Here is a 24,867-nt window from a genome sequence, read left to right on the forward strand (position 1 = left end):
TTTCCATTTAATTTCAGATTATTATTTATTGATTTTGATTCAATCGAATATTACAAATACAATACCATAATAAATGAAAAAATCTTAACAGAAAAAATTTTAGTTCCAACATTACGTGATCTATTATTTGATGACTCTTTATTGTATTTCACAATTTCAAACCTATTTTTACTTAAATCCTTATATTTGATTCTGGCAGATGCGACAGAACCGTTTTGCAAATAATTAATGTACTTTTGGTTTAAACCAAAATGTTATTTATAAAAGTAAAATATGAAAAAAATTATTGTAAGTATGTTTCTTCTAAGTCAATGTTTTAATGTACATGGGCAATCGATTGATAAAATTATTACGAACAAAGAAGTAACTCGTATAGAGAAAATACTTTCGGCTGATGATATGCAGGGCAGGAGAACTTTTACTCCCGGTATTGACAAAGCATCTGCGTTTATAGAATCAGAGTTTAAAGCAATTGGTTTGCAAACTTTCAATGCTGCAACGAATTACAGACAAGAATTTTCGATGACTGCCTCTAGCGCCCTTTCTTCAAAAATTACTATTGATGGCAAAGAAATAAATAATAATCAAGTTGTAACATTCTCATACCTTCCTCAGGTTTCTTTAACTGAAAAAAGTGATATTTCTATTGTAAAAATCAATAAAGGGGATAACATTGGCGAGAAATTTAATGAGTATTATAAAAGTCCAAAAAATCTTTTGGTACTCGTTGACTCTTCATTTGATAAAGTTTTACCGAATATTCAACATATTGATCGAATAAATTCTAATCCTGGAAATAATACAATTATGTTTGTTTTTGGCACGATCGAAGCGACCACTTTCTCTGTTGAATTAACAAATACAATCTCCAAAAAAACACTGAATAATGTTGTTGGAGTATTACCCGGAAAAACGAAACCAAATGAGTATGTGATTTTTTCAGGACATTATGATCATTTAGGAGTAGGCTCTCCGGAAGAAGGTGCTCCGCATCCTGCAACAGATTCTATTTATAATGGTGCTAATGATGATGCAGCCGGAACAACAGCAGTAATTATGCTTGCAAAATATTTTAAAAAACTAAATAATAACGAGCGTACTATTATTTTTACCACATTTGTAGCTGAAGAATTAGGTGGTTATGGAGCCAAATATTTTTCTAAACAGCTTGCGCCAGAACAAGTGATTGCGATGTTCAATATTGAAATGATAGGAACAGAATCTAAATGGGGTAAAAACTCTGCTTACATTACAGGCTTCGAAAAGTCGAATATGGGGCAAATTTTACAAGCTAATTTAAAAGGAACGAATTTTACATTTTATTCAGATCCTTATCCCGACCAACAATTATTTTACCGCTCAGACAACGCTACGTTAGCCAAACTTGGAGTTCCTGCTCATACCATTTCTACTTCAAAAATGGATAATGAACTAACGTATCACACAGCCGACGATGAATTTGAAACGTTAGATATTGATAACATGACCCAAATAATAAAATCAATAGCCTTAAGTTCTTCTTCAATTATTAGTGGAAAAGATACGCCATCAAGAGTAGATACTACTCAACTTAAATAACATAAATAAATTATAAAGAATCAAAAAAGCACTGAAGATGATTGGTTTTCAGTGCTTTTTTATTATTGGCTTGCTCAGGTTTATAAGGATCATCAAAAAAAACTCCCTAATTTTTAAGGAGTTTTTTTTACCTAATTTTCAAGATATACGCATGTCACCAGAATGCTTATAGATCCTGATTTTTGAATTATTTATTTTTCTTTACGAGTAAGTTCAACTTTAGTATTCAAATCCCCTCTCTTCAAGTTTACAGTAGTTGCTTTTCCATCAATAAATTCAAATTGCAACAAGTTTGGATAATCAATAATTTTAAATAAACCATTTTTCAAATACACCAACTCGTTATCATTTTTCCCTTTAAAATGCTCCAATAACATAGATTCAACATAAAGACGGTTATTTCTTTCTACTATTTTGGTTTCTACACCCTGCCCATAAAGAAAATCGTCATAAGTTCCAATTAGTTTTTCTTTTAGAGATAAAGGCATTTCCTGAATGCTTTCAGTAGTTGTTTCATTGTTCCAATTCATCAACTTCAGAATCGTTTTTTGAGTTTGCCCCATTACAGGAAAACGATTGGGTTTTTCTCCATTAGCAAAAAATACAAAGCCATTCCCATCTGTCATGGTAGCAGCAACAGTACCCCCGACTCCGGTATTGGAACCATTGCACCAAAACCACTCATAGTTATTGTAACCAAAAGACTTTTGCCATCCGTAGCTCCAGCCTCCAACAGCATTTTTTAGAGCGGTTACTGCTGTTACTTTTTTTGCCACATTATGAGAAATCACTTTGTTGTTTTTATTGCGTAAGGCATTTTGCATTTCGATGGCAAGTTTAGCTAAATCAGTTGGCGTAGACCACATTCCTGATGGTCCAACTTGTGGTGTGATTGGCAAACCTGTTTTAATCACTTTTCCATCTTTATCATGAACCAGAGCTACATTTGTTGGAAAGCCACTTTCATTTGGCTGAATCATTGTAGTGTTTTTCAAGCCAAGAGGCGAAAAAACATATGCTGCCGCAAGCTCTGCCATAGATTTATTAAATGTGTCTTCTAATGCCATTTGAATAATGGTATAACCACCTCCACTGTATTCCCAACTAGTACCTGGTGTAAACAAAAATCCTATTTCTTTATCATATCTCGGGATCTGCCCTAAAAGACTTTGTTTTAGTGTCGGGATTGCTTCTCCCTCATAATGGTCTTCAAAACCTCCCTGATTTGTTCCAGCGGTATGATTTAGAAATTGTCTCCATGTTGGACTGTTATTTTCGGTAAACTTACTTTTTGGTAACTGCCAGCGTTTTAAGAAAGGCTCAATTGGATCATCTAAATTAATTAGTCCTTTCTCTTCAAGCATAAAACAAACAAGCGCCGTGATTGGTTTTGAAATTGAGGCTGTAGAAAAAGCAGTATTCTGGTCTATTTTTTCTTTAGAGTCTATTGATTTTACACCAAATTGGTTTGAATATACAATTTCGTAATTTTCAAAAACTACAAGACTAAATCCGGCAAGTTTGTATTTTTCTAATTGCTCATCAATCTTTAAACTATCTGTCAGGAAGCTATAGTTTGCTTTTTTTGGCAATGCTTTATGACTTGTCTGACTATTTGAATTTGTTACTATAAGAAGTGCTAGTAAATAAATAAGATTTTTCATGGTATCGATTTTTGGTTAAAAGTTTATTTCGATACAAAGATGTGGAAGAAGCCATTCCTGCGCGACCGAATGAAAAGATTCGAACGCATTTGTCTGAAAAAATAAGTACGAATCATTTCAACAACAAGTACGAATAATTACAAAAGACTAAATTACACTTGCTTACGATAAGAAGTTGGCGTATATCCTGTGTATTTTTTAAAAGCGGTATTAAAAGAAGATTTGGAATTAAATCCAACTTCATACAAAATTTCAAGAATCGTTACTTTACTTTTAGTAACATCTTTTAAAATATCCATTGCATTTTCTATTCGATACGTATTAACGAAATCGTAAAAATGCTGTTCTAATTTATGATTGATTAAAAGAGACAAATCACGAACTGGAATTTCAATAGCCACAGCGACATCCTGAATGGTCAACGAAGGATTTAAAAATGGTTTTTCTTCAACCATATACTGCTTCAATTTTGTTAATGAGGCATTATATTCTTTTTCGCTTAGGGCTTCTGGTTTATTATTTTTTTCTTCTAAAACCATATCAGCAACGAGCTTTTGTTTTGAATCGATATTTCTAAATAAATCCGGATGATTTAATGCTTTGTATAAATACCAACAAATAATGAAGAGCTGCAATACCAAAATTCCAATTTTGATCCATTCAGAGATATATGGATAATCAGAAAATTTAAAAATGTTTTTTATAATAACAATTAAATACAAAATTGAAAGGACAGTGGTAAACTGAAAAAGCCAATTATAGGAATTAATACTTGTGCCAGCATTATTTTCAAGATATAGTTTTTTTGCTTTTCGCAATAATATAAAGACAGCAAAAACATATACAACAGTTTGAAGATGAAAAAGAATATGATTGAACTGCAATTCTATCATACTTTGACGATGCATAATAAAATTAATTTTAGAAGCATTATCTACCGCATAAAAACGAGGCAATAAAACAACATTAGCAATTAAAAAAGGAAGCAAATGCAGGATATATTTCGATTTAAACTTAAAATCGGAATAGCAAACCGATAAAACATAGAGATAAAAGAAAGGAATTTGTAAAAAGGCAAGTGTGTTTCTTAACATTCCCAAATTTGAAGGACCATCCGAAACTAATTCAAATAGAGGCCAACTAACTTCTAGTGCCGTTATGATTAAAAAAGCAGCAAAAAGATAATTGCTTATTTTATATTTTGTTTTAACTGTTACCAGAAAAAAGGCAAATAATAACGAAATGAACAAGGAAATTACAGTTATAATAAGCAATACATTAATCTTATCATTCATTATTTTTTTGTGGTATAGTTAGGGTTAATAGCGTTTTGAAGGCGAATATAAGAAATATTATTACTACAAATTAATCACTTTTTGAAATTGAATTAGAAATGGGTTTGTAGCATATTAGAGCAATCCCTTTAATACTTTTTTACCATTTTCATTATCCGGATTTAATTCAATAGATTTTTGATACATCTTAATAGCTTCTTCTTTTTTACCACATTGCAGTAATGCCTCACCATAACTATCATATATATTGGAACTATTTGGAAAAATTAATGCCGCTGAAGCGAATGTTTGTAAAGAATTTTCGTTTTTTTGAAGCCTGAGAAATTGATACCCTAAGCTGTTAAAATCTCTTTCTGATGCGTTATAACTCTTTGGATTTTTCAAATATTCTTCAATCAGCTGGTTTGCTTTTTCTCTACTTCCGTTTTCAAGCAAACTGCCATATACTCTTGAAAGATTTTGCACAGGGATTACATAAGGCTTATTATTTATTAATTGTGAAATTGCATTGGATAAGGTAAACATGGGAGCTGCATTATTAGACAGAAGTATTACAGTTTGGTTTTTATCAATATTATGCATCAAAATAGAGGTCAGCCCGGTAATAGAGCCATCGTGAAAAACGATTTTTCCGTTACTTTCATCAGTATACATTTCCCAACCCAAACCGTAGGCTATCTCTTTTTCTTCAAAACGATAAGAGGCAATTTTTCCATCATTGAGCTTTGATGGTGTTAAGGCTTCTTCTAATTCTTTCTTATCCAAAAGGTGATACTTAAATAATGCCTTTTGGTACTTCTGCAAATCTAAAGCCGTACTTACAATACCTCCATTTCCATAAAAATTGCTTTTCTCAGATATTAAAAAAGGATCTTTCAAATTTCCAACATTAACTAAAGTAGTGGAATACAAGTTCGGATAAGAATATAATTCTACCTGATTCGGTTTCTTAAATCTTCTATTCTCCGGAAGAAATGAATCTTTCATTTTTGCAGGTTTGAAAATATTCTTTTCCAAATACTCTCTGAAAGTTATTCCAGATATTTTTTCCACTATTAAGGCCGCAAGACAGAAATTAAGGTTGTTATATTCCCATTTATCTCCGGGCGAAAATGACAGAGGTGTTTTATTCTGAATTAATGTCGGTATAATATCCCCATTAGAAATGATTTTTTCCGGTTGTTCTTTTATTACATTATCAAATAGGTGATAGTATTCCGCCAATCCGGAAGTATTGCTGAGCAGATGTCTTATGGTAACATTTGGATACGGAAAATCCTGAAGATATTTTTGAACAGGATCATCGAGCTTTAATTTTCCTTTTTGTTTAAGCTGAAGAATTGCTGTCGCAGTGAACGTTTTTGACACAGATGCAATTGGAAACTGAGATTTTTCATTGATTTTTTCTTTCTTTTCGATATTAGAAAATCCATAAAAATTAGAAAAAGTATTTTCTCCTGATTTCGAAACTAAAACACTGCCATTAAAGAGATTATTTTTATTAAGTGTTGTAAAGAAATCATTTATTTCCTGTCCTGAAACAGTGCTCGCCAAGATTGACGCTATAAAGATTAAGAAAAATTGTTTGTTCATTTGATTGATTGATTGATTGATTGATTGATTTCGAGCCAATATATGAAATATTATTACTACAAATAACTTTTAAAGTTGAATTTATAGCCCATTTAGAAATATTTTATTGAAACTATCTTTTAAATCAGCTGCAAAATAATTTATAAACAAGCAGGTTGATAAAGCATAATAAAAAAGCTCCTTAAAAGAATTAAGGAGCTTTTTGCTATGCTTTATTTTTCTAAAAATTTATTTTGTTTACCCTTGAGAATCTATTCTTGATTCTCTTAGACACAAAATTACAACCTCATATTAATGAGAAACCATTTTTAATCCAACAATAGAACTAATTAAAGTAAGCAGAAAAAACATTCTGAAAAATGTTACCGGTTCCTTAAATATAATAATTCCCAGTAAAACAGTTCCAACTGCACCAATGCCTGTCCAAACGACATAAACAGTTCCAATTGGTAAAGTTTGTAACACCTTTATCAAAAGCCCCATACTAACTAACATGGAAATGGCAAAAACCAAATACCATAAATACATTTCATTTCCTGTACTTTCTTTTGCTTTTCCCAGAGAAAAGGCAAAAGCTACTTCAAATAATCCTGCGATCACTAATAAAATCCAATTCATTTCTTTACTATTTTGATGCAAAATTCGGAAATGAAATAGTGGGAAAATTTTACAAATGATAAAAAATTGAATTATTTTATTTCAGATCTTATCCGGCTTAAACTTACTTGTGTTATACCCAGATATGAGGCTATATACCCCAGTTGTATACGCAATAGCAAAGTAGGATTATTTTGCAGCAATTCTTTATAACGTTCAGTAGCGGTCTGAAACGTGATTGCTATAAGACGTTCTTCTGTTTTTATAAATTCTTTTTCTGCTAGTTTGCGTCCCCAATTTGCAATATTTATATCCTCTTCAAAAAGTGCCTGTAACTTATCTGTCTTTAACTGATACAATTCACAATCTTCCAACAACTCAATATCTTCATATCCGCTTTGATTGGCAACATAACTTTTCAGCGACAGAAGAACGTCCCCTTCTTTTCCGAACCAAAATGTTACTTCATTATGATCCCGATTAGAATAGGCTCTTGCAATTCCTTTTTTAATAAAATAAATACTTGTTTCAATTTTATTAGCTCTAATCAAAATATGCCCTTTAGAAAAGCTAACTTCATCAATACAATTTTGAATTTTAAGTTTAGAATTTTCTGGCAGCGGATGTATCTGATCAATAATCTGATCTATTTCCATTTGATTTTATTTAGGATTTTTAATCTGTACTAGCTAATGTAGCAAAAATTTAGCATCATAAAAACAATCTGTAAATCAAACATCTTTCCATCTTCTAATCTTCCTAATTCTGAACTGTAATTCACAACGCAACGACCTAACAACCTCTAAAATGCAGTAATATTTTTTTACTACATTTGACACAGCTATTGTTTCGTTTAGCAACTTTTATTGCTAAACAAAATTCATTAAACCCCAAGTTTTAAAAATGAAAAACCTACTATCTCTTTTATTACTATTCACGGTTATAAATATCTTCGGGCAAACGCCAACCCCACCAACGCCTGTCGAAACTAGCACTGTGATTAATACAATTCCGGCTATCAGTGATGTGCTCCATAATAAAGCCATAAGTCCGGTTAAGAAAGTTCCGTTAGATGAAGCTTTAATCCTGATTTATGATTATGATGGTACCCTTTTTACATTTGATTTAGAATCGGAAACCATTGCGTGGACTGTAAAAGCGACTGATGCTTATACTGAAATGTGTGCCAATAAAGTAACACTAATTGATGGCGTTCTGTACGTTCCGTTTATTAATGGTGAAATATTTGCCATTGATAACCAAACGGGTGCTGTTTTTTGGAAATCAAGAATTGGTAACAGTACAGATCAAACTGTACTAAAAGATCAGCTTCCTGTTATAAATGATGGAAAACTTTTTATTACGAGTCAAAATGGAAATATTTATGCTCTTAACATAAAAGACGGAAGTTTGCTATGGAAGTATAAGCTCGATTCGCCAAATAATGATATTCCGGTTCTGTTTTTCGACAACAAAGTTTTTACCCAAAGCGGGAACTTTTTATATAGTTTCGAAGCCAATACAGGAAAATTGATTTATCAAAAAGACTTTGGCGAAACTATGCATGGAAAACCGGTAACAGATGGTGAAAATGTATTTATTGCCAATGAAAAAAATGTGCTTTTTGCCTTAAGCCCGAATACACCAGATATTTTATGGCAATTTAAATTAGATGAAAATCAACATAATGTTAAGGAGCGCATACTTTGCAAGGACAAAAAAATATACCTTGCCGCACAAGGCCCGGCAGCTTCTTCAATATACGCGGTTGACTCAAAAACTGGAACTCAGTTATGGAAAACTGACTTTAAAGAGGACACTATCGAATACATCATTGAGGAAAGTGATAATATTTGGGGATATACCCGTAAAGCAAAACTTTTTCAATTAGATATAACAAATGGTGAAATAGCAGCAGAAACAAAATTAACAACTCAGCCTATTTCAAATTTTGAATTCCCGGTTGATGAGTCCTTGTTTTATTATTCAGATGCTGCTTTAATTCAATTTGACTTAAAAACAAAAGACGAAAACGAAGTTTATCTGCGAACTTCTATTAAGGATAACGCTTATAGTGCTTATCTAAAAATAATTCGACCATAAAAAAAGAAGCTGTCTCAATCATGAGGCAGCTTCTTTTCAATTATAAGTATTCGTCTATTTTTATGCTTCTGTTTTCATTATTGGCCTTTTCGATGGCTTTTAAAATAGTTTTAATTTGAGTTTTATCCATCCTGTATTTATCAAAAAATACATATTCGATAGCCTTTGTGTTTTTAATATCTTCTAACGGATTTTTTGTCAAAAGCACTAAATCTGACTTATACCCTATTTTTATTTTCCCTGTTTTCTTTTTCATCCAATTACCTGGTGCAACAGTGGCTGAGTAAATTGCTTGTGTATTTGTCATTCCGGATTTAGATAAAGATTCTAATTCAGCATGAAGTGAAAATCCGGGAACAACAGTCGCTACGTTCGCATCTGTTCCGGCCATAATGGTAACTTTATTATCCACTAATGCTTTTGTCATAATATGAATAGCTTCGGTATAAATCTTCCAAAAAGTTAAAGATAATTTTCTTGCTTCAGGGTTATCTTCCCCATCATATTCATAACCGCTTTTACCGGGAAGCCAACCTAATTTATAAAGCGGAGTTCCTTCAATTATTTTTGGGTTGACATATTTTAATTCTATTGCTGCCAATTTAGACTTTAAGTCAAATCGTTGATCCGCAAAACTTTCGCACAACCAAACTGTTGAAGTAACACTAATGTTATTCTCTTTCATTTTTTTTGCAATATCGACTGAGCGCAATTTTAAAAACCGGAGATATTCTTCCGGATTTTTAGCTATCGATTTTCCAAAATCATCAATCGTTTTTATCGTTAATTCCTCAATGTGTGCCACCTCAACTTGTCCTGATTTATAAAAAGTTTCTAAATCGACCAACGGTATATGGCCAATAACCGGAATATGATATTTTTTCGCAGTTTGAATTGTCGTTTTAAACATTTCGCGGTTTACAAAGCCATACATTTTAATAGCATCATAGCCCTGTTCGCTTATTGCTTTTATTGCTTTTTCGGCATCATCTTTATTCGAATAATTAATGGAATGCATTGTCCAGCTGTAGTAATAACCCGCCACTCCGCTCTCACTAAATATTGGCGGAGATGTAATAAACATTCGTGGTCCAATACTCTTTTTTTGTATTGCTTTTCTCCAATCTAAAATCAAAGGACTTCCGGCCATTTCTCTAACGTAGGTAACGCCATTTACTAAATATAAAAGCAAATCATTTTTACTTTCTTTTAAATGAACATGACTGTCGATAAGACCCGGAATGAGGAATTTGTTTGTTCCGTCAATAATTTCAGTGTTGCTGTCCTGAAGCTGACTTTTGCCAATTTGAATTATCACGCCATCTTTAAGCGTTACATCTTGATTTTTTATAAAACTGCTACAGTCTTCTGAAAGGATGTTGACATTTTTAATCTGAATTGTTTTGAATTTTTTAATTACTGACGAAACATCTACAACCTCTGTAGATTTCCCCAAGACACTATTTAATTCATTATCTGCCCAAATAAAGACACCAATAACAATAAGCAACACTACCACAAAAGCATAGAGCAATCTCTTAAACCACAGTTTTTTCATGAATTTTTTAATTTAGATTTGAAAACAAAAATAAATTCAAAAAGCCGCTGAGGCACTACTATAATTGGGATTAGGTATAAAATGTGCGGTTTTAGGTATGAAAATTATATGGATCGAGAATGCTTTTTATAATTTGTAAAAACAAGAGATCTATTTTAAGCCAAAAATAAATTCATAATTCGACTAATTACTACAAAGCAAATAGCTAGAATTGAAAAACGCTTAAAAAAAGTGAGCAATTCTTTTGTGTCTTTTATTACACAAAATCATTTTAATATTTCCTTATTTTACTGAAGAATTATTTCTTAGTCATTAACCGTAGGAATAAGAATTTAAAAAACATTACAAAAATGGATAAGAAGAAACATTGGGAAAACATCTACCAAACAAAAGAACTGACAGAAGTTAGCTGGTATCAGCCCGTTCCACAAACTTCTTTAGACTTATTAAAACAATACAATATAGCTCCGAATTCAAATATTATTGATGTTGGCGGAGGTGATAGTTTTCTTGTTGATCATTTATTAAAATTGGGTTTTTCTAATATCTCTGTTTTAGATATTTCAGAAGAAGCCATTACAAGAGCAAAGAAACGTTTAGGAGATAAAGCGTCAAAAGTAAATTGGATAGTAAGCGATATTACCAACTTTAAACCTCTTACCAAATATGATTTTTGGCACGATAGAGCTGCATTTCATTTTCTAACTGAAGAAAAAGACATCGAAAAATATCTGCAAGTTGTAAAAGAAGGGTTAAATCAAAACGGAATTATAGCAATAGGCACTTTCTCTGAGACAGGGCCCACAAAATGTAGCGGTATTGAAATTAAACAGTATTCTGAAAATTCTTTAAAAGAGCAATTTCAAAGTGACTTTGAAATGATAAACTCATTTAACGTTGATCACAAAACACCTTTTGAGACCCTTCAAAATTTCACGTTTGGAATTTTTAAAAGACATTAAACTAGTGATTCTAAAAATCATGAATATGATTTTTAATTAAAATATAAAATTGTAAGCCTCCAGAATTAAATGATTTTGGAGGCTTTTTCTTTTTAGAAAGCCAATCAGTAATTATTTAACAAAAAACAAAAAATTAATTAGCAAAAAACTACAACTCTCAAAACATTCTGTAACATATAAATAAAAAAGCTACCTATACAGAAGAATATAAATTCACACACCGTTTTTCTCAATAACATTTCAATTTCTAAAAGTAACTTACTAAAATCTAAAATATGAATTTATCAGAATGGCTTGTTTTTATTTTAATCATGCTTCTTGTTCATGGTTTATCTACCTGGAAACTTTATTTAAAAGCGGGAAGAAAACCGGTAGAATCATTTATACCGATTTATAATTTATTAATCCTGATGAAAATTATAAATCGCCCTCGTTGGTGGGTAATTTTACTTTTTATTCCGATAATTAATCTGATAATGATTCCCGTAATTTGGGTAGAAACAATCAGAAGTTTTGGAAAAAACTCCCGATTTGACACTATATTGGTTTTACTAACATTCGGCTTTTACATTACTTATTTAAATTATAGCGGTGAAAAACTAACCTATATTGAGAACAGAGATCTGACTTCTCCCACAAAAGCAAGTGACACTATAAGCTCTCTCCTATTTGCTGTTATTGTCGCCACATTAGTTCATACTTATATCATACAGCCTTTTACGATTCCGTCTTCATCTTTAGAAAAAACCTTATTAACGGGAGATTTTTTATTTGTGAGCAAAATTAACTTTGGGGCAAGAACTCCTATGACTACAGTTGCTTTGCCAATGGTTCATGATTCTATTCCTTTATTAGGAACAAAATCATATTTATTTAACGATGATGTTACAAAAAAAGAAACATCACTATTAAACAAGTTGCAACTGCCCTATTTTAGATTTCCTTCTATAGAAAAAATTGAACGTAACGAAATTGTCGTATTTAATCAACCCGCAGACACGCTGCGCAATATGGATAATTTTCATCCGGACAGAAACTATTACAAGCCAATTGATAAAAAAACAAATTTGGTAAAGAGATGTGTCGGTATACCGGGAGATTCTCTTGAAATTAGGGATGGAGACATCTACATTAACGGAAAAATAAGTACGTTGCCAGAGAGTGCAAAACCTCAGTTTAACTTTTTTGTAGACACCAAAGGACAGGAAATAAATCAGGAAATCCTTGTGAATTTTTATAATGCCAAAGAAGGCATGAAATATCCAAACGGAGATTTTGCCTTAACAAGAAATGGAGAATATTTTTTGACATTGACGGACAAAGAAGCAGCTGCCATAGGTAGGAATCCAGTAGTAAAAAGTGTTAAGAAATATTTATCTCCCAAAGGAAAAGATGAAGGTACCTTTCCACATATTTCATCTTTAGGATGGAATATAGATAACTTTGGCCCAATATATATTCCTAAAAAAGGAGCTACTATTCAATTAGATATAAAAACACTTCCTTTTTATAAACGAATTATACAGGAATATGAAAAGAACTCTTTAGAAGTAAAGAACCAACAGATTGTAATTAATGGAAAAGTAAGTACAAGCTATACATTCAAACAAGATTATTACTGGATGATGGGAGACAATCGTCAAAACTCTCTAGACGCGCGTTTTTGGGGATATGTTCCTTTTGATCACGTAATAGGGAAACCGGTATTTATATGGTTCAGTTGGGACAAGGATGCAAAGGGAATTAAAAAAGTAAGATGGAATCGTATTTTCTCTGTCGTAAACGGGAATAGCGAACCTAAGTCTTATTTGATTCATTTTATAATATTACTGGTTTGCTACATTGTTGGTAAAAGAATAATAGCGAAAAAGGCAAAAGAATAATCACTATCAATAGTATTAAAACTCCTTAAAAAATTAAGGAGTTTTTTTATGTTTTTCAGGTATTATTTAGGTCATTCCCGTTTCAATATAGTATCAAATTAATTCATAAAAAAACTCCATTATTTCTAATGGAGTTTACTGTCAGTTTATTTATTTCAAAACAGTATCATAAATCTCATTCAACAGGTTTTGTCTCATTTTTGAATTTCTTTGATCCAGCAATATTATAATACCCCAATTTTTAGCCCTATTGTAACATATTATAGAAGATTGTCCCATAGAATCACCAGATTTTTGATAAATGGTATTTTTTTCATCTGTCATTATATTTACTCCCAATCCCAATTCTCTATTATCTGCCTTGTAGAATATTTTTTCTGTAATAATAGCTGCTTTACCTATTTCTGTTTCTTTATTTAAAACCGCTTTTAAATAGGTAATCATATCCATTGCATTAGATTTTACTAACCCTCCCGGAGCTGTAACATTCCAGGTTAAGAATTCCTGAGCACCACCTTCTGAATTATGACCTGTTGTTCTGTTTTTTACATTAAAATTCTTAGTCAATGTGTTTGTCATCTTTAAAGGCTTCGTAATCTTATTTCTAATAATTTCCTCATAACTTTTGCCATACACTGTTTCTAATATTTGTCCTAACAAAGTATATCCAATTGTAGAATAACGATATTTACCATAGTCTTTCAATTCACTGCAATTATTAACCAGATCGGTCAATGTTTTTTCAGTTACACTACTTATGGGTTGCTGTGGATTTAGTTCGATTAACTTTCCAAAATCGATGTCAGGCAAACCAGATTGATGCGATGCCAGGTCTGAAATTTTTATTTTGTTTTTAAGGTTTTCCTGTAACACATAATCTTTCGGAAGAAAATTATCTATATAATCATCTGCTTTTATTTTGTTCTCGAGAACTGCCTGCGCCATTAAATTTGACGTCAAAATTTTTGTGATAGATGCAATTTCGAATAGGGAATTTTTATCAATTTTAATTTGACTGTCTTTACTTAAATTACCATAAGCTGTAAAGTACTCTTTATCATTTTGGACAAAACCGACACTAATCCCTACACCAGGATTTTTTTGATAACTATCCTTTATTATGGAATCAATTTTTCTGGTAAAGTCTTGTCCAAAAGAAAATGTACTTGTTATTAATAAGGCTGCTAAAAATTTTAATGAAGTTTTCATTGTATCGAGGTTTAGGTTAATGATTTATTTCGATACAAAGATGTGGGAGAAATTATCGCTACGCGACCGAATAAAAATACTCGAACGCATTTGTTTTTATAAATAAGTACGAGTAGTTTAAAACATAAGTACGAGTAATTACAAAAGATTGTATTACAGACTTTTGCGATAAGCTGTTGGCGTATAACCAGTGTGTTTTTTGAAAGCAGTATTAAAAGAAGATTTTGAATTAAAACCTACTTCGTATAAAATTTCTAAAATAGTCAGCTTACTTTTTGTACTATCTTTTAAAATATCCATCGCACTTTCTATACGATAAGCATTAACAAAATCGTAAAAATGCTGTTCTAAGGTATGATTAATTAAAAGAGACAAGTCTCGCACAGGAATTTCAATAGTGGCAGAAATATCCTGAATGGTTAAAGAAGAACTAAGAAATGGTTTTTCTTTCATCATATATTGTCGCAATTTCAACAACTCTTCATTATGATGCTCTTTTTCATTAGCGAATTGCGCACTATTTTTTTCTTCGGAAATTATATCTTGTACCAGTTTTAATTTTGAATCAATAGTTCTAAAAAGACCAGGATTATTTAGTGCTTTATACAAATACCAAAAAATAATGATCAGTTCAAATAAGACCAATCCAATTTTCAATCCTGCTGAAATGTTAGGATATTCGGTAAATTTAAAGATGTTTTTTACTAGCGCAATAAAATAAAAAGCGGAAAGAGCCACAGTAAACTGAAACAACCAATTAAGGGATTCAATGCTTGCTCCTGCATAATTTTCAAGATATATTTTTCTCGCTTTTCTCAAGATCATAAAAGCGGCTACAATATAAAATAACATTTGAATATGCATCAAAACATGATTGAACTGTACTTCTGGCCTACTGCCTATTTTTGAAAGAAAACTGATTTTAGAATCCGTGTCGACTGCGTAAAAGCGGGGTATCAATATTAAGTTGGCAATTAAAAAAATAACACCATGAATTAAATGCTTTGGCTTTAATTTAAAATCAGAATAGCAGACAGATAATACATATAAATAAAAAGTGGGTAGCTGCAGGAAAAAAAAGGAACTTATAAAAATTCTCCCATTTAATGAAATCGATAATAAATCGCCAAGATTTGCGCTGATATCAATTGCAGTCAAAACCAGAAAAAAACCAAAAAGACGATTACTTAACTTATGTGATGTTTTGACGGTCAGTAAAAACAAGGATAAAAATAATGCGATGAAAATTATTATTATAGAAATTGTAACCAATAAATTAATCTTATCCATTAAGCATTTTATTTTTTCAGTGTTGTTTTCAGGAAAGTCTTCCGGCGAATATAGGAAATATTTTTACTACAAATAAATTACGATTTCAGTTGGTAAACCTTCTCTACTTTATCAGCTTGAATAATGCTTCAAGTGTAGAGTTCTTTTGGTTCACAATTATCAATTGACTTTTATCTTCTAAAAATATTTTCTCTGTAAACTCTTTATCCGCTTTAAAGTGCCAATTTTTTAATGCCGCAAATTTACTTTTTACCAGCTTCAGTTTTTCAGCATTATTTTTTGAAATGATAATCACTTTAGTCAATGGTGTCTTCTGCATTTTTTCAATACTGCTTTCCGTGATTTGATCTTCATATTCTGTTCTGGAGCGATAACGAAACATTTGATTTATTGCGGCAAAATCTTTTTCATTTTCAGAGATCACATATCGATACGTCATTATATTATCTAGTTCATTTATCCAATTCGGAAAATTCGTTTCATAAATCCTGATGTAATTATCAATGAAATTTTTATCAATTGATCTCTTCTGACTAATATACTCCGTAACCAGCGGATAAATTTGCTTTGCGATCCCATTAATATATTTTTTGTTATACCAATCCTGTGTATCAATTTTCCCATCTAATTGCTCATAAACATAGCCATTTCCAAGTGCTGTGGCCAAGGCTTCATTCATAATTTGATAGGCATAATTACTATATTTTGATTTGCTTTCCCTGAAATAGGTATCAATTTGTGTTTTTACTTCAAGTGATTCCTCATCGTAAATGATATGAAAGGTCTCATGCAGCATAACACTAAACAAAACTTTATACGATTTTAAATCGGTTTGAATGGCACTTATAAAATTATTGCAAAATGCTTGCGCTGTAAAACCTTTAGAATTAGGCAATGGATAAAAAGCGATGTTGAAAGGAATTGCATTATCCCAATTTGAATTATAAAACAACAACCCCATTTCGAAATAGTTTTCTATATGGTGCTCGTTAGAATATTTTGTAATTTCTTCAAGTTGTTTTTCAAATTTTTCTTTATTCGGGTTATAAATTAATTCGTTGTAAATAGGTGTAAACTCAGATATACATTGCGCTAAATCGCTTAAAATTTTGTTCGGAATAATTCCGTTCGAACGAAGTTTAAATTCCTCTATATTTTCTGTTTCAATTAGATTTTTTTTCAAAAGATCCTCTGTTTGAACACCTTTTTTTGATCCATATGGAAACTCTTCAAAACGATAACTGTAGTCAATAGTTAATTTATCATATTTTGAAATTATATTTTTATAGTAATCCGTATTGTATTTTGATTTTTGAAATTCAGTTTTGAAAACATTTTCAGGATAATTTTCAGAAAGATTTTGCAAAAAAATAAAAACAGCCAACGGTTCAGAATATTTAATTTTGAAGGTTGTTTTTTGTGCAAAACTAAATGATGCACAAAATAGTAAACAAACAAGTAATCTTCTATTCATAATTTGATACTGTTGATATTAATTTTCCCTTAACACTTTCTCGATGATACAATTAATCTCCGCCACATCCCCCGCATGAGCTCCCACAAGAACTGCTACACGAGCTTCCGCAAGAACTCCCACAACTTGATCCACTGCCAGAATCTGCATTTCTGTTTAAATATCCCGTTAAAGGAAGAAAAGAACTGACCAATAGCACTTCCCCATATAGAAAATAATTCCAATGCCAGTCTTTTTGAGCATCTGACTTCAATTTTTCAGTTGTAAAAACCAATGGTATTGTACTGCTAAACAGATAATCTACTATTTTCTTAAAGTAAATTTTTGTTACAATTAAAAGAGCAAAAAGCGTAAATAATAAAAAAGTTATAGGCTTATCTCTTGAAATTCCCGAAATCATTCTGCTAAATCCAATACTTAAAAATAGACCAAAAACCAGCAGCACAATCTTTATAATCTTCATAAATTGTTTGGAGTCCAAAATGCTTTTCCTGATTCTGCCAACCGATTTTTCGATCTGCTCGTATATTGGATTTCGGGCTACTATTCTGAACAATTGAGGATACGGCATTGGCTCATATTCTTTCATGATCTCTATAACACAATTTTCGTATTTATCATCCGTCAACCTATAATCAATCAGTTCTAATCTATTATTGGTTAAAACTACGATCTTTTTATTTCTGATTAAATTATTTACCACACCATGAATAACAAATTCCAGCTTGTTATTCTGGAGAAAAACCAATTCAAAAGGCGTCAGATTTCGTAAAATGACGTTTGATTGTATATGTTCATAAAAGGATGCGAAGGCTGTTTTTGTAAAACGCATTAACAAAGCAATTACCGCTGCAAACAATAAAATATACATTATTAGAAAATCAGGATTTCCAATTTGTATTAGAATGGGTTTGATTATATAATAAATTGGAAAAATACAAATTGCAAACAATCCTAAAAACACTCTTTTTAGTGTCTCTAGTTCAATCTTGCTTTTATTTAAATTCAAAGAATCGAGTTCATTGCTGTACTCCCAAAATTCTTTAGGCTGTTTGCCAAAGTGATGCTCATACAATTCTTTTGTTCTTTCTTTCGCTTTATGAAATTTTTCGGCATCTGACGGGTTATGCGTCGACGGAATATGTTCTATTCTTTTAGACAAAAGTGTGCAAAAATCAGCGTAAGATGAAGTAAAAATTAAATGCTGATGCCAGACAATATCCACAGTCTGCGAGGGCGAAACCATTTCATTGGTCACAGCGGCAAGATACATGAACTTTTTATATTCAAGAATTGCCATTTTAGCAAAATAAAGTGTCCATTTATTTTCAACCGCTAATCTCGTTAGAAATCCATATCGATCGTTTGGATTATCCAATTCAAATTTTAAAACCTCATTCCAAAGTATTGTGTTCATTAAGGCTGTTCTATTTCTTTTTCAATTGATTTCAATGACTTAATTAAAGACGTTTGCAAATTATAATTAAGGCTAATATAGGACTAATTTTATTACAAGAATAAATTAATTTTCGAAGTGAATTTTAAAATTATTTTATAGAAAATCTCTTCATATAAGGTAATTAAAGCTCCATTGAAATTGTGTAAAACAAAAACTCCATTCGCCGCGGTGAATGGAGTTTCTTATTGACATTATATGAAGTTATATTCTTTTTACATCGGTTCCCAAAGCTCAATTTTATTACCATCGGCATCCATAATATGAACAAATTTTCCGTAGTCATAAGCGGCAACTTCATCTAAAATACTAACACCATTTTGTTTCAATTTTTCCAAAAGCCCTTCAAGATTCTGAACCCTATAATTAATCATAAACTCTTTTTTAGACGGGGCAAAATAATCATCTCCTTTTTTGAAAGTACTCCATTGAAGTGCTTCTATTTCATCCGGATTATTAATATTTCTGGACTCAAAAGTCGAACCCCAATCGTTTACATCAAGTCCTAAATTTTTAGCATACCAATCTTTTGTGTCTTTTGGGTTATCTGAAAAAAAGAAAATTCCGCCAATTCCTGTCACCTTTGGTGTTTTATCAGAACCTGAGTTGTCTGATTGTTTTTTTGAGTCTTCCATAATTAGCTTTTTTGATTGTAGTTTCACAAATTTAAGAAACTATTTCAATCAAAACACTCATTTACAATACAATATCATTTTCACGATTTTTATTTGAATTTCTTAAAAAAGCACTACTCTTTCGTCAATCGATCCATTTCTCTTAGCAAAGTTGGCATTCTAAATTCACCAGCCATGCTTTCTACCTTCTGAAAAGCATCGCCCAACTCGATTCCGATTGCCGTAACGTATAACGGTTTTTGACTATCACCTCTAAACAGACTTCGTTTGTCTTTTTCGATAGAAGCAAAATTAGTTTTGGCAACACCAATGATTGGAATTTCCTGATTCAGTTTTTCATATAAATGACCACCTAAACCGTACTTCTTTTCATCATCTAAATAGACAAATCCATCCACAATAATTGCTTCCACCTTTTTTAAGTCAATTTGATTTAATAAACTCAAAATACAAGGCAATTCTCTTTTGTAAAATTCTCCGGGAATATATTCTGCTACATTATCGATTATTTCGGTATGAATTTTAAAGTTTTCACTTTGGTTCCATTCTGTAAATTCAAGACAAACTGTTTTTGCTTTTCCGTCGAAGTAATAAGTGTCAAATGCTAATATCATATTTTGGGTAAAATAATATCGCCAACACTAAGTGTGTACGATAATTTGGGATAAGTAAAGTTAAAAACACTATTTTCCTGCCCTCTTAATTTAAAAAAATCTCTTTTTTGGTCCTCATTGGCCAGTGTCAATAATTCTCCACCAGAAAAATAAGGGACGTTATCCTTAAATTGGATAAATGTCTTTGATTTTCTGAAGGTAATTCCCAACCATTTATTGTCTTTTTCTAATCGTTTTATGCTTGGAACCGATTCTAATATAATCTTATGGAGAAACTTTGCATTGGTTTCCAGAGAAAATAAAACAACCGAATTATGCGTTAACGAAATCTCAAATTCTTCATCCGTTATTCGGTCTTTAAGTTTTAGTTTTCGAATATTTTTTTCCGTTAGTTCATTTGGGTTTTCATAACAAGTAAAAAGTCCAATATAAGAATCAGCTTCTAAGTCCATAGATTGATCTGAATGGTATTTCATTGTCTTATAATTACAATCGTATACTTCTATCAAAGCATTATCAAAATCTAATAATGGCAAATTAATATTACCATTCTGATTTTCAATATTTAGAGATTCTATTATTTGATTGTGAATAGCAGAAAAATTATTTGCCGGTATTTCATACATTGTTGTAGTTCTCACAATTGGAATGCCTTTCTCTCCTACTTTAACCAAATGATTTCCGATTCTGCCTTTGGCGACATTTTCAAAATCTGCAGATTCTAATAATTCTTTAAATAAATCTTTCTCTAAAGGAAGCGTAATTTTATAAAAGCCAGAGTTATTCATTATATAAATTCAGATTAATAGATTGGTTTTTCATAATCACCTAAATTCATACTGAAATGAATTTTTCCGTATTCAACATTCTTTTCGCTCCTATTTTCTTCATAATAAGAATTTCGCAAATTGGTCATAGTTTCCAGAGTCATTTGCTCCAGTTTCACTAATTCTCCATTTTCCTTAATGTAAGTCTGACCTTTTTTGTGCAACGCTTCCAAGTTTGAACAACGTGCAACATATCCCATTCTAATTGGAATTTGATCTACATTTAATACTGAAGGTTTAATTTCATGTGTGTATAATCTGTTAGTAGAAAGCGGAATTAAAAATGCTGAATTTGGATATAATGTAACGCTGAATTCTTTTGCTAAAGCCGGATCATTGACTGTATTTTTCAATTTAAACTGCAGTCTTGTTAGTCCGCTGGTATGTTTATAACACCAATCATATCTGTCATTTTTTGATGGCGATAATTTGTCAAAATTAAATTTATCATAAAAGGTGCAAAAGGCAATAATACCATCTTTTGGCATATCTTTAGTTTTATCAGAATGTGCTTTTATTTTCGATTTTACCTCTTTTGCATTCACTTCTGTTTTCATTTTATTCTCATAAATCTGAACCAAAACATGATTTAATTTTGTTTCTTCTTCAAAAGTAAATCCAATCGCATCGTTTAATGAATTGATTATAACATGATCTGTATCGCGAAAATTATCTGTTGGTCCGGTAAAATTACTCGAACATCTTAAAAGTCGATAATGTAATATTTCCTCAGCTTCGACTTTTTCTTTTGATACTTCAGTCAAATAAATTCCTGTTCTTAAAGCCATGGAATCTTTGTTCGACTCTGTTAAATGCTGAAATGTATGTTCTGATTTGATGATATTAAAATAATCACCATTATCAAACATATCTCTAAAATAAATACCAGCGTTACTAACAACAATAGGAACTTTGCCGAGTGTTATTACGTTAATATTTTTCTCAATATAATTTTCGTAATTCACAGAAAGCTCTTTAATTGCATAAAAAACTTGGCTTTCATTTTTAAGCTGATCTATATCTCCACAAACATAAATTCTTTTATTACTTAAAGAAGTCTTAATTTCTGATATATTTTTTACTACTTCCCCACAAAAATTTTGGCTCAAATAATGAAGTTCCGAGTTTAGTTCTACGTTTTCTTGTAGAACAATAAGAATATTTCTGTCTTTAGAAATTTTGTTTTCAATATTTGATGTCCTCATTTTGTATTTAAGTTTGATACAGATTTAGATAGTTTCTTCTTTTACTACTAGTTATCATTCTACTCTTGCAATGCTAACTTACTTTTGTAATTGCTAATATAGAATTAAATTTATTTCAAAAAATGTTTTAGAAAAAGCTTTATAAAATATCATTCATCAATCAAACAAATCTCAAAAACAGTATTTCCTACTTCACTTTTATACGAAATATAACCCCCATGCGCTTCAATAATATTTTTAGATAAAGTCAAACCAATTCCTGCGCCTTCATTTCTGGTAGTGAAAAATGGTAAAAATATTTTGTCTTCAATTTCTTTTTCTATTCCGGTTCCATTATCTGTTATTCTTATGAAAGTTCTATTTTCTTTGGCTTCCGCCGAAATAAAAATCTTCTTTTGAGAAACATTTTTTAAAGCATGAATACAATTGGTTAGAAGATTAATCAAAACCTGTTCGATCTGCTGCGAATCCACTTCAATCCAACGTTTAAAAGTAATTCCGTTTACAACTTCAATTCCGTTTTCTTTGAATAACGGATTCATAACCTGAATACCATTATCAATCAACTGCTGTAATTCTATTTTTTCTTTTTTTGGTGAAGGCAACATGGCCAATTTACGATACCCTTCTACAAATTTCTGTAGATGATCACTTCGTCTCAACATCGTTTCGACACTGTTTTTCACATCTTCTAAATCTTCAGCCGACAACGAATCCTGTTCTACTAAATCCTGTAAATTCTGGCAAATCGACCGAATTGGTGTTATCGAATTCAAAAGTTCATGCGAAATCACTTTCATCAGATTTACCCACGCATCTTTCTCTTTTTTCTCAACTACATTCTGAATTGAATCCAGTAAAACAATAAAATAATCCTTTTCGAAAATCTCTGTTCTTGAAGCCTGCAAAACAAAGGTTTGTTTGTTCTGTTCGTTGATACTAATTTCTACTGAAGTTTTTATTTCCTGAAAATCATCTTCTTCAATAATTTCACATAACGATGGCAATTGATTTTTCAGATATTTCCATTTTGAAACCTTTGGAACATTAAATTGTTTCGAAAAATAGTCATTCATTAAAAAGACATCCCAATCTGTATCCTGCTTTTGTAAAATGATGATTCCGGTTTCAATATTATTCAGAATCGAACGGTAAATAATGTCTTTTGAAACCTGTTCGTTTTGTTTATTTTTCAATACATCATACAATTGAAATAAATCATTGTAGCTTTTATTGAATTTATGATTCGAAAAATCCGAAGTAAAATCATTCTGAAGGATCGAAGCAATCGTTTTATCGTAAAGCAAAACAAAATTCCGAACATAAAAATACATTTCGCGCACTAGCAAAAAGACAATAAAGAGCCCGAACACACCGGTAAAAAGCAATTCGGTTTTAAAAAAATAAATAGAGATTTCGATCATTCCAACAATCAGTATCAATCTCAAAAACAACATTTTATACGTTTGAAATGTTTTAAACATACTAATTAAGATTGATATTATATTTCTCTAAACGACGGTACAAAGCACCTCTTGACAAACCTAATTCTTCAGCCGTTTTACTAACGTTATTATTGTTTTTCAGCAAAGCTTTTTCAACCGCAGCTTTTTCTACAGAAGAAAGCTGAATATCATCCGGAGTTTCTTCATAAGTCGTTATGATTTCTAAATCCAAATCAGAAACAGTGATTTTATTGTTTTCACAAAGAATAACGGCGCGTTCAATTTTATTTTCCATTTCGCGGATGTTCCCATTCCACGCATGTTTTTCAATTTGTTCCAATACTTTTTTGTCGAAAGTAATTTCGTCTCTTCCGTATTTCGCAATCATTTTTTCAAGAAGATATTCGGCCAGCGGAATTTTATCTTCATTTCGCTCGCGTAAAGGAGGCAAGACAATTTCCATCGTATTAATTCGGTAATACAAATCTTCCCTGAAATTCTTATCAGTAACTTCAAGTTTCAGGTTTAAATTGGTTGCCGTAATAATTCTAACATTTAAAGGTCTCGGTTTGGTTTCTCCCAATCTTGTTACAGTTTTGGTTTGAATTACCTGCAACAATTTAGATTGCAAATGCAACGGAACATTACCTATTTCATCTAAAAATATGGTTCCGTTTTGCGCCATTTCAAAGCGTCCTGGAGTATCAAGTTTAGCATCGGTAAAAGCCCCTTTTGCGTAACCGAATAATTCGCTTTCGAAAATATTCGAATTTAAAGATCCTAAATCGACTGCTATAAAAGGATTGTTTTTTCTTTCAGACTGACTGTAAATATGATGTGCCAAAACAAATTTTCCGGTTCCGTTTTCACCCAAGATTAAAACATTAGCATCTGTTTTTGCTACTTTATCAGCCAGAGAATAGGCCTTTTTTATAATTTCAGAAGTTCCCACAAAAAAATCATTTTCAATTTCGACATTCTTGGTTTTCTTTTGGTCTTTTCTGGCTTTATCAACAGCCTGTTTTACAGATTCTAAAAGTTTCTTATTTTCCCAGGGTTTGAGAATATAATCGAAAGCACCATTTTTTAAACCTTCAACTGCTGTTTCTACTTTTCCAAATGCTGTCATTAAAATCACAACTGTTTTCGGCGAAAGCGTTTTTATTTCTTTCAGCAAATACAATCCTTCCCTTCCATCTTCAAAACCTATTCTATAATTCATGTCCAATAAAACGACATCAATTGTTTTTTTCGACAATAATTCGACAACATTTTTCGGATTATTGAGTGTATAAATGTCTTCAAAGTACTTTTTCAGGAACACTTTCGACGCAAAAAGGATGTCTTCCTGATCGTCGATGATTAATATTGAGGCATTTGTCTTTTTCATTTTTGTTCAGTTTTGGACGAAAGCTGTCCAAAAATGGACAGTTTAAATTTCTTTTAAAAAATAAAATTTTAAAAATAAGGCAGTTACAA

20 protein-coding genes are annotated in these 24,867 nt (G+C 31.3%); 4 read left to right on the forward strand and 16 right to left on the reverse strand.

All coding sequences use genetic code 11. From position 1 onward, the window contains the following. The first annotated feature begins 273 nt into the window (after window positions 1-273). Complete coding sequence (locus AC3ITQ_RS02565) at window positions 274-1,578, forward strand: M20/M25/M40 family metallo-hydrolase (protein WP_489236687.1); 1,305 nt, start codon at window positions 274-276, stop codon at window positions 1,576-1,578. A gap of 191 nt (window positions 1,579-1,769) precedes the next feature. Here the strand turns inward: AC3ITQ_RS02565 and AC3ITQ_RS02570 are convergent, their stop codons facing one another. The 5 genes from AC3ITQ_RS02570 to AC3ITQ_RS02590 all read right to left on the reverse strand — a co-directional run bounded on the left by AC3ITQ_RS02570 (window position 1,770) and on the right by AC3ITQ_RS02590 (window position 7,383). Further along, window positions 1,770-3,242 (reverse strand): serine hydrolase domain-containing protein, encoded by a 1,473-nt coding sequence (locus tag AC3ITQ_RS02570; protein WP_489236688.1) that lies wholly within the window; start codon window positions 3,240-3,242, stop codon window positions 1,770-1,772. A gap of 152 nt (window positions 3,243-3,394) precedes the next feature. Continuing rightward, window positions 3,395-4,537: a helix-turn-helix domain-containing protein gene (locus tag AC3ITQ_RS02575; RefSeq protein WP_489236689.1), complete on the reverse strand. Its 1,143-nt coding sequence runs from the start codon at window positions 4,535-4,537 to the stop codon at window positions 3,395-3,397. A 114-nt stretch (window positions 4,538-4,651) separates the two neighbouring features. Next, window positions 4,652-6,130, reverse strand: a complete 1,479-nt coding sequence (locus AC3ITQ_RS02580) for a serine hydrolase (RefSeq protein ID WP_489236690.1) — start codon at window positions 6,128-6,130, stop codon at window positions 4,652-4,654. Window positions 6,131-6,421: 291 nt separating this feature from the next. Beyond that, on the reverse strand, window positions 6,422-6,748 hold the full coding sequence (locus AC3ITQ_RS02585; RefSeq protein ID WP_489236691.1) for a DMT family transporter: 327 nt from the start codon (window positions 6,746-6,748) through the stop codon (window positions 6,422-6,424). Between the two features lie 71 nt (window positions 6,749-6,819). Further along, complete coding sequence (locus tag AC3ITQ_RS02590; RefSeq protein ID WP_489236692.1) at window positions 6,820-7,383, reverse strand: Crp/Fnr family transcriptional regulator; 564 nt, start codon at window positions 7,381-7,383, stop codon at window positions 6,820-6,822. Between the two features lie 247 nt (window positions 7,384-7,630). Between AC3ITQ_RS02590 and AC3ITQ_RS02595 the strand changes: the two genes are divergently transcribed. Continuing rightward, window positions 7,631-8,830, forward strand: coding sequence for an outer membrane protein assembly factor BamB family protein (locus AC3ITQ_RS02595; protein WP_489236693.1), 1,200 nt, complete (start codon window positions 7,631-7,633; stop codon window positions 8,828-8,830). Between the two features lie 40 nt (window positions 8,831-8,870). On the opposite strand, the gene AC3ITQ_RS02600 is transcribed toward AC3ITQ_RS02595, so the two are convergent. Continuing rightward, window positions 8,871-10,388, reverse strand: a complete 1,518-nt coding sequence (locus AC3ITQ_RS02600) for an amidohydrolase family protein (RefSeq protein WP_489236694.1) — start codon at window positions 10,386-10,388, stop codon at window positions 8,871-8,873. Window positions 10,389-10,738: 350 nt separating this feature from the next. On the opposite strand from AC3ITQ_RS02600, the gene AC3ITQ_RS02605 reads away from it, so the two are divergent. Together AC3ITQ_RS02605 and lepB are read left to right on the forward strand one after the other, a co-directional pair. Then, entirely contained in the window at window positions 10,739-11,350 is a 612-nt protein-coding gene (locus tag AC3ITQ_RS02605) for a class I SAM-dependent methyltransferase (RefSeq protein ID WP_489236695.1), read from the forward strand. 275 nt (window positions 11,351-11,625) lie between these two features. Beyond that, window positions 11,626-13,233 carry a signal peptidase I gene (lepB, locus tag AC3ITQ_RS02610; RefSeq protein ID WP_489236696.1) on the forward strand — a complete coding sequence of 536 codons (1,608 nt, stop codon included), beginning with the start codon at window positions 11,626-11,628 and terminating at the stop codon, window positions 13,231-13,233. A 150-nt stretch (window positions 13,234-13,383) separates the two neighbouring features. Here the strand turns inward: lepB and AC3ITQ_RS02615 are convergent, their stop codons facing one another. The 10 genes from AC3ITQ_RS02615 to AC3ITQ_RS02660 all read right to left on the reverse strand — a co-directional run bounded on the left by AC3ITQ_RS02615 (window position 13,384) and on the right by AC3ITQ_RS02660 (window position 24,778). Then, on the reverse strand, window positions 13,384-14,442 hold the full coding sequence (locus AC3ITQ_RS02615) for a serine hydrolase domain-containing protein (RefSeq protein WP_489236697.1): 1,059 nt from the start codon (window positions 14,440-14,442) through the stop codon (window positions 13,384-13,386). Window positions 14,443-14,595: 153 nt separating this feature from the next. Further along, a complete protein-coding gene (locus tag AC3ITQ_RS02620; protein WP_489236698.1) occupies window positions 14,596-15,294 on the reverse strand; it encodes a helix-turn-helix domain-containing protein in 699 nt (232 codons plus the stop codon). 541 nt (window positions 15,295-15,835) lie between these two features. After that, window positions 15,836-17,206 (reverse strand): hypothetical protein, encoded by a 1,371-nt coding sequence (locus AC3ITQ_RS02625; protein ID WP_489236699.1) that lies wholly within the window; start codon window positions 17,204-17,206, stop codon window positions 15,836-15,838. 52 nt (window positions 17,207-17,258) lie between these two features. Further along, window positions 17,259-18,623 (reverse strand): glycine-rich domain-containing protein, encoded by a 1,365-nt coding sequence (locus AC3ITQ_RS02630; RefSeq protein WP_489236700.1) that lies wholly within the window; start codon window positions 18,621-18,623, stop codon window positions 17,259-17,261. 254 nt (window positions 18,624-18,877) lie between these two features. Next, window positions 18,878-19,297, reverse strand: coding sequence for a VOC family protein (locus AC3ITQ_RS02635; protein WP_489236701.1), 420 nt, complete (start codon window positions 19,295-19,297; stop codon window positions 18,878-18,880). Between the two features lie 113 nt (window positions 19,298-19,410). After that, window positions 19,411-19,911: an endonuclease V gene (locus tag AC3ITQ_RS02640; RefSeq protein ID WP_489236702.1), complete on the reverse strand. Its 501-nt coding sequence runs from the start codon at window positions 19,909-19,911 to the stop codon at window positions 19,411-19,413. After that, window positions 19,908-20,699, reverse strand: a complete 792-nt coding sequence (locus tag AC3ITQ_RS02645) for a hypothetical protein (RefSeq protein ID WP_489236703.1) — start codon at window positions 20,697-20,699, stop codon at window positions 19,908-19,910. The genes AC3ITQ_RS02640 and AC3ITQ_RS02645 overlap by 4 nt, the downstream gene beginning before the upstream one ends. 14 nt (window positions 20,700-20,713) lie before the next feature. Further along, the gene (locus AC3ITQ_RS02650) at window positions 20,714-21,943 is read right to left on the reverse strand and encodes a hypothetical protein (RefSeq protein WP_489236704.1); all 1,230 of its coding nucleotides are present in this window, start codon (window positions 21,941-21,943) and stop codon (window positions 20,714-20,716) included. Window positions 21,944-22,092: 149 nt separating this feature from the next. Then, on the reverse strand, window positions 22,093-23,427 hold the full coding sequence (locus AC3ITQ_RS02655; RefSeq protein WP_489236705.1) for a sensor histidine kinase: 1,335 nt from the start codon (window positions 23,425-23,427) through the stop codon (window positions 22,093-22,095). Between the two features lies 1 nt (window position 23,428). Beyond that, window positions 23,429-24,778, reverse strand: a complete 1,350-nt coding sequence (locus tag AC3ITQ_RS02660; protein ID WP_489236706.1) for a sigma-54-dependent transcriptional regulator — start codon at window positions 24,776-24,778, stop codon at window positions 23,429-23,431. Window positions 24,779-24,867: the final 89 nt, after the last annotated feature.

It is taken from the genome of Flavobacterium sp. KH_001 (genome assembly GCF_057840745.1).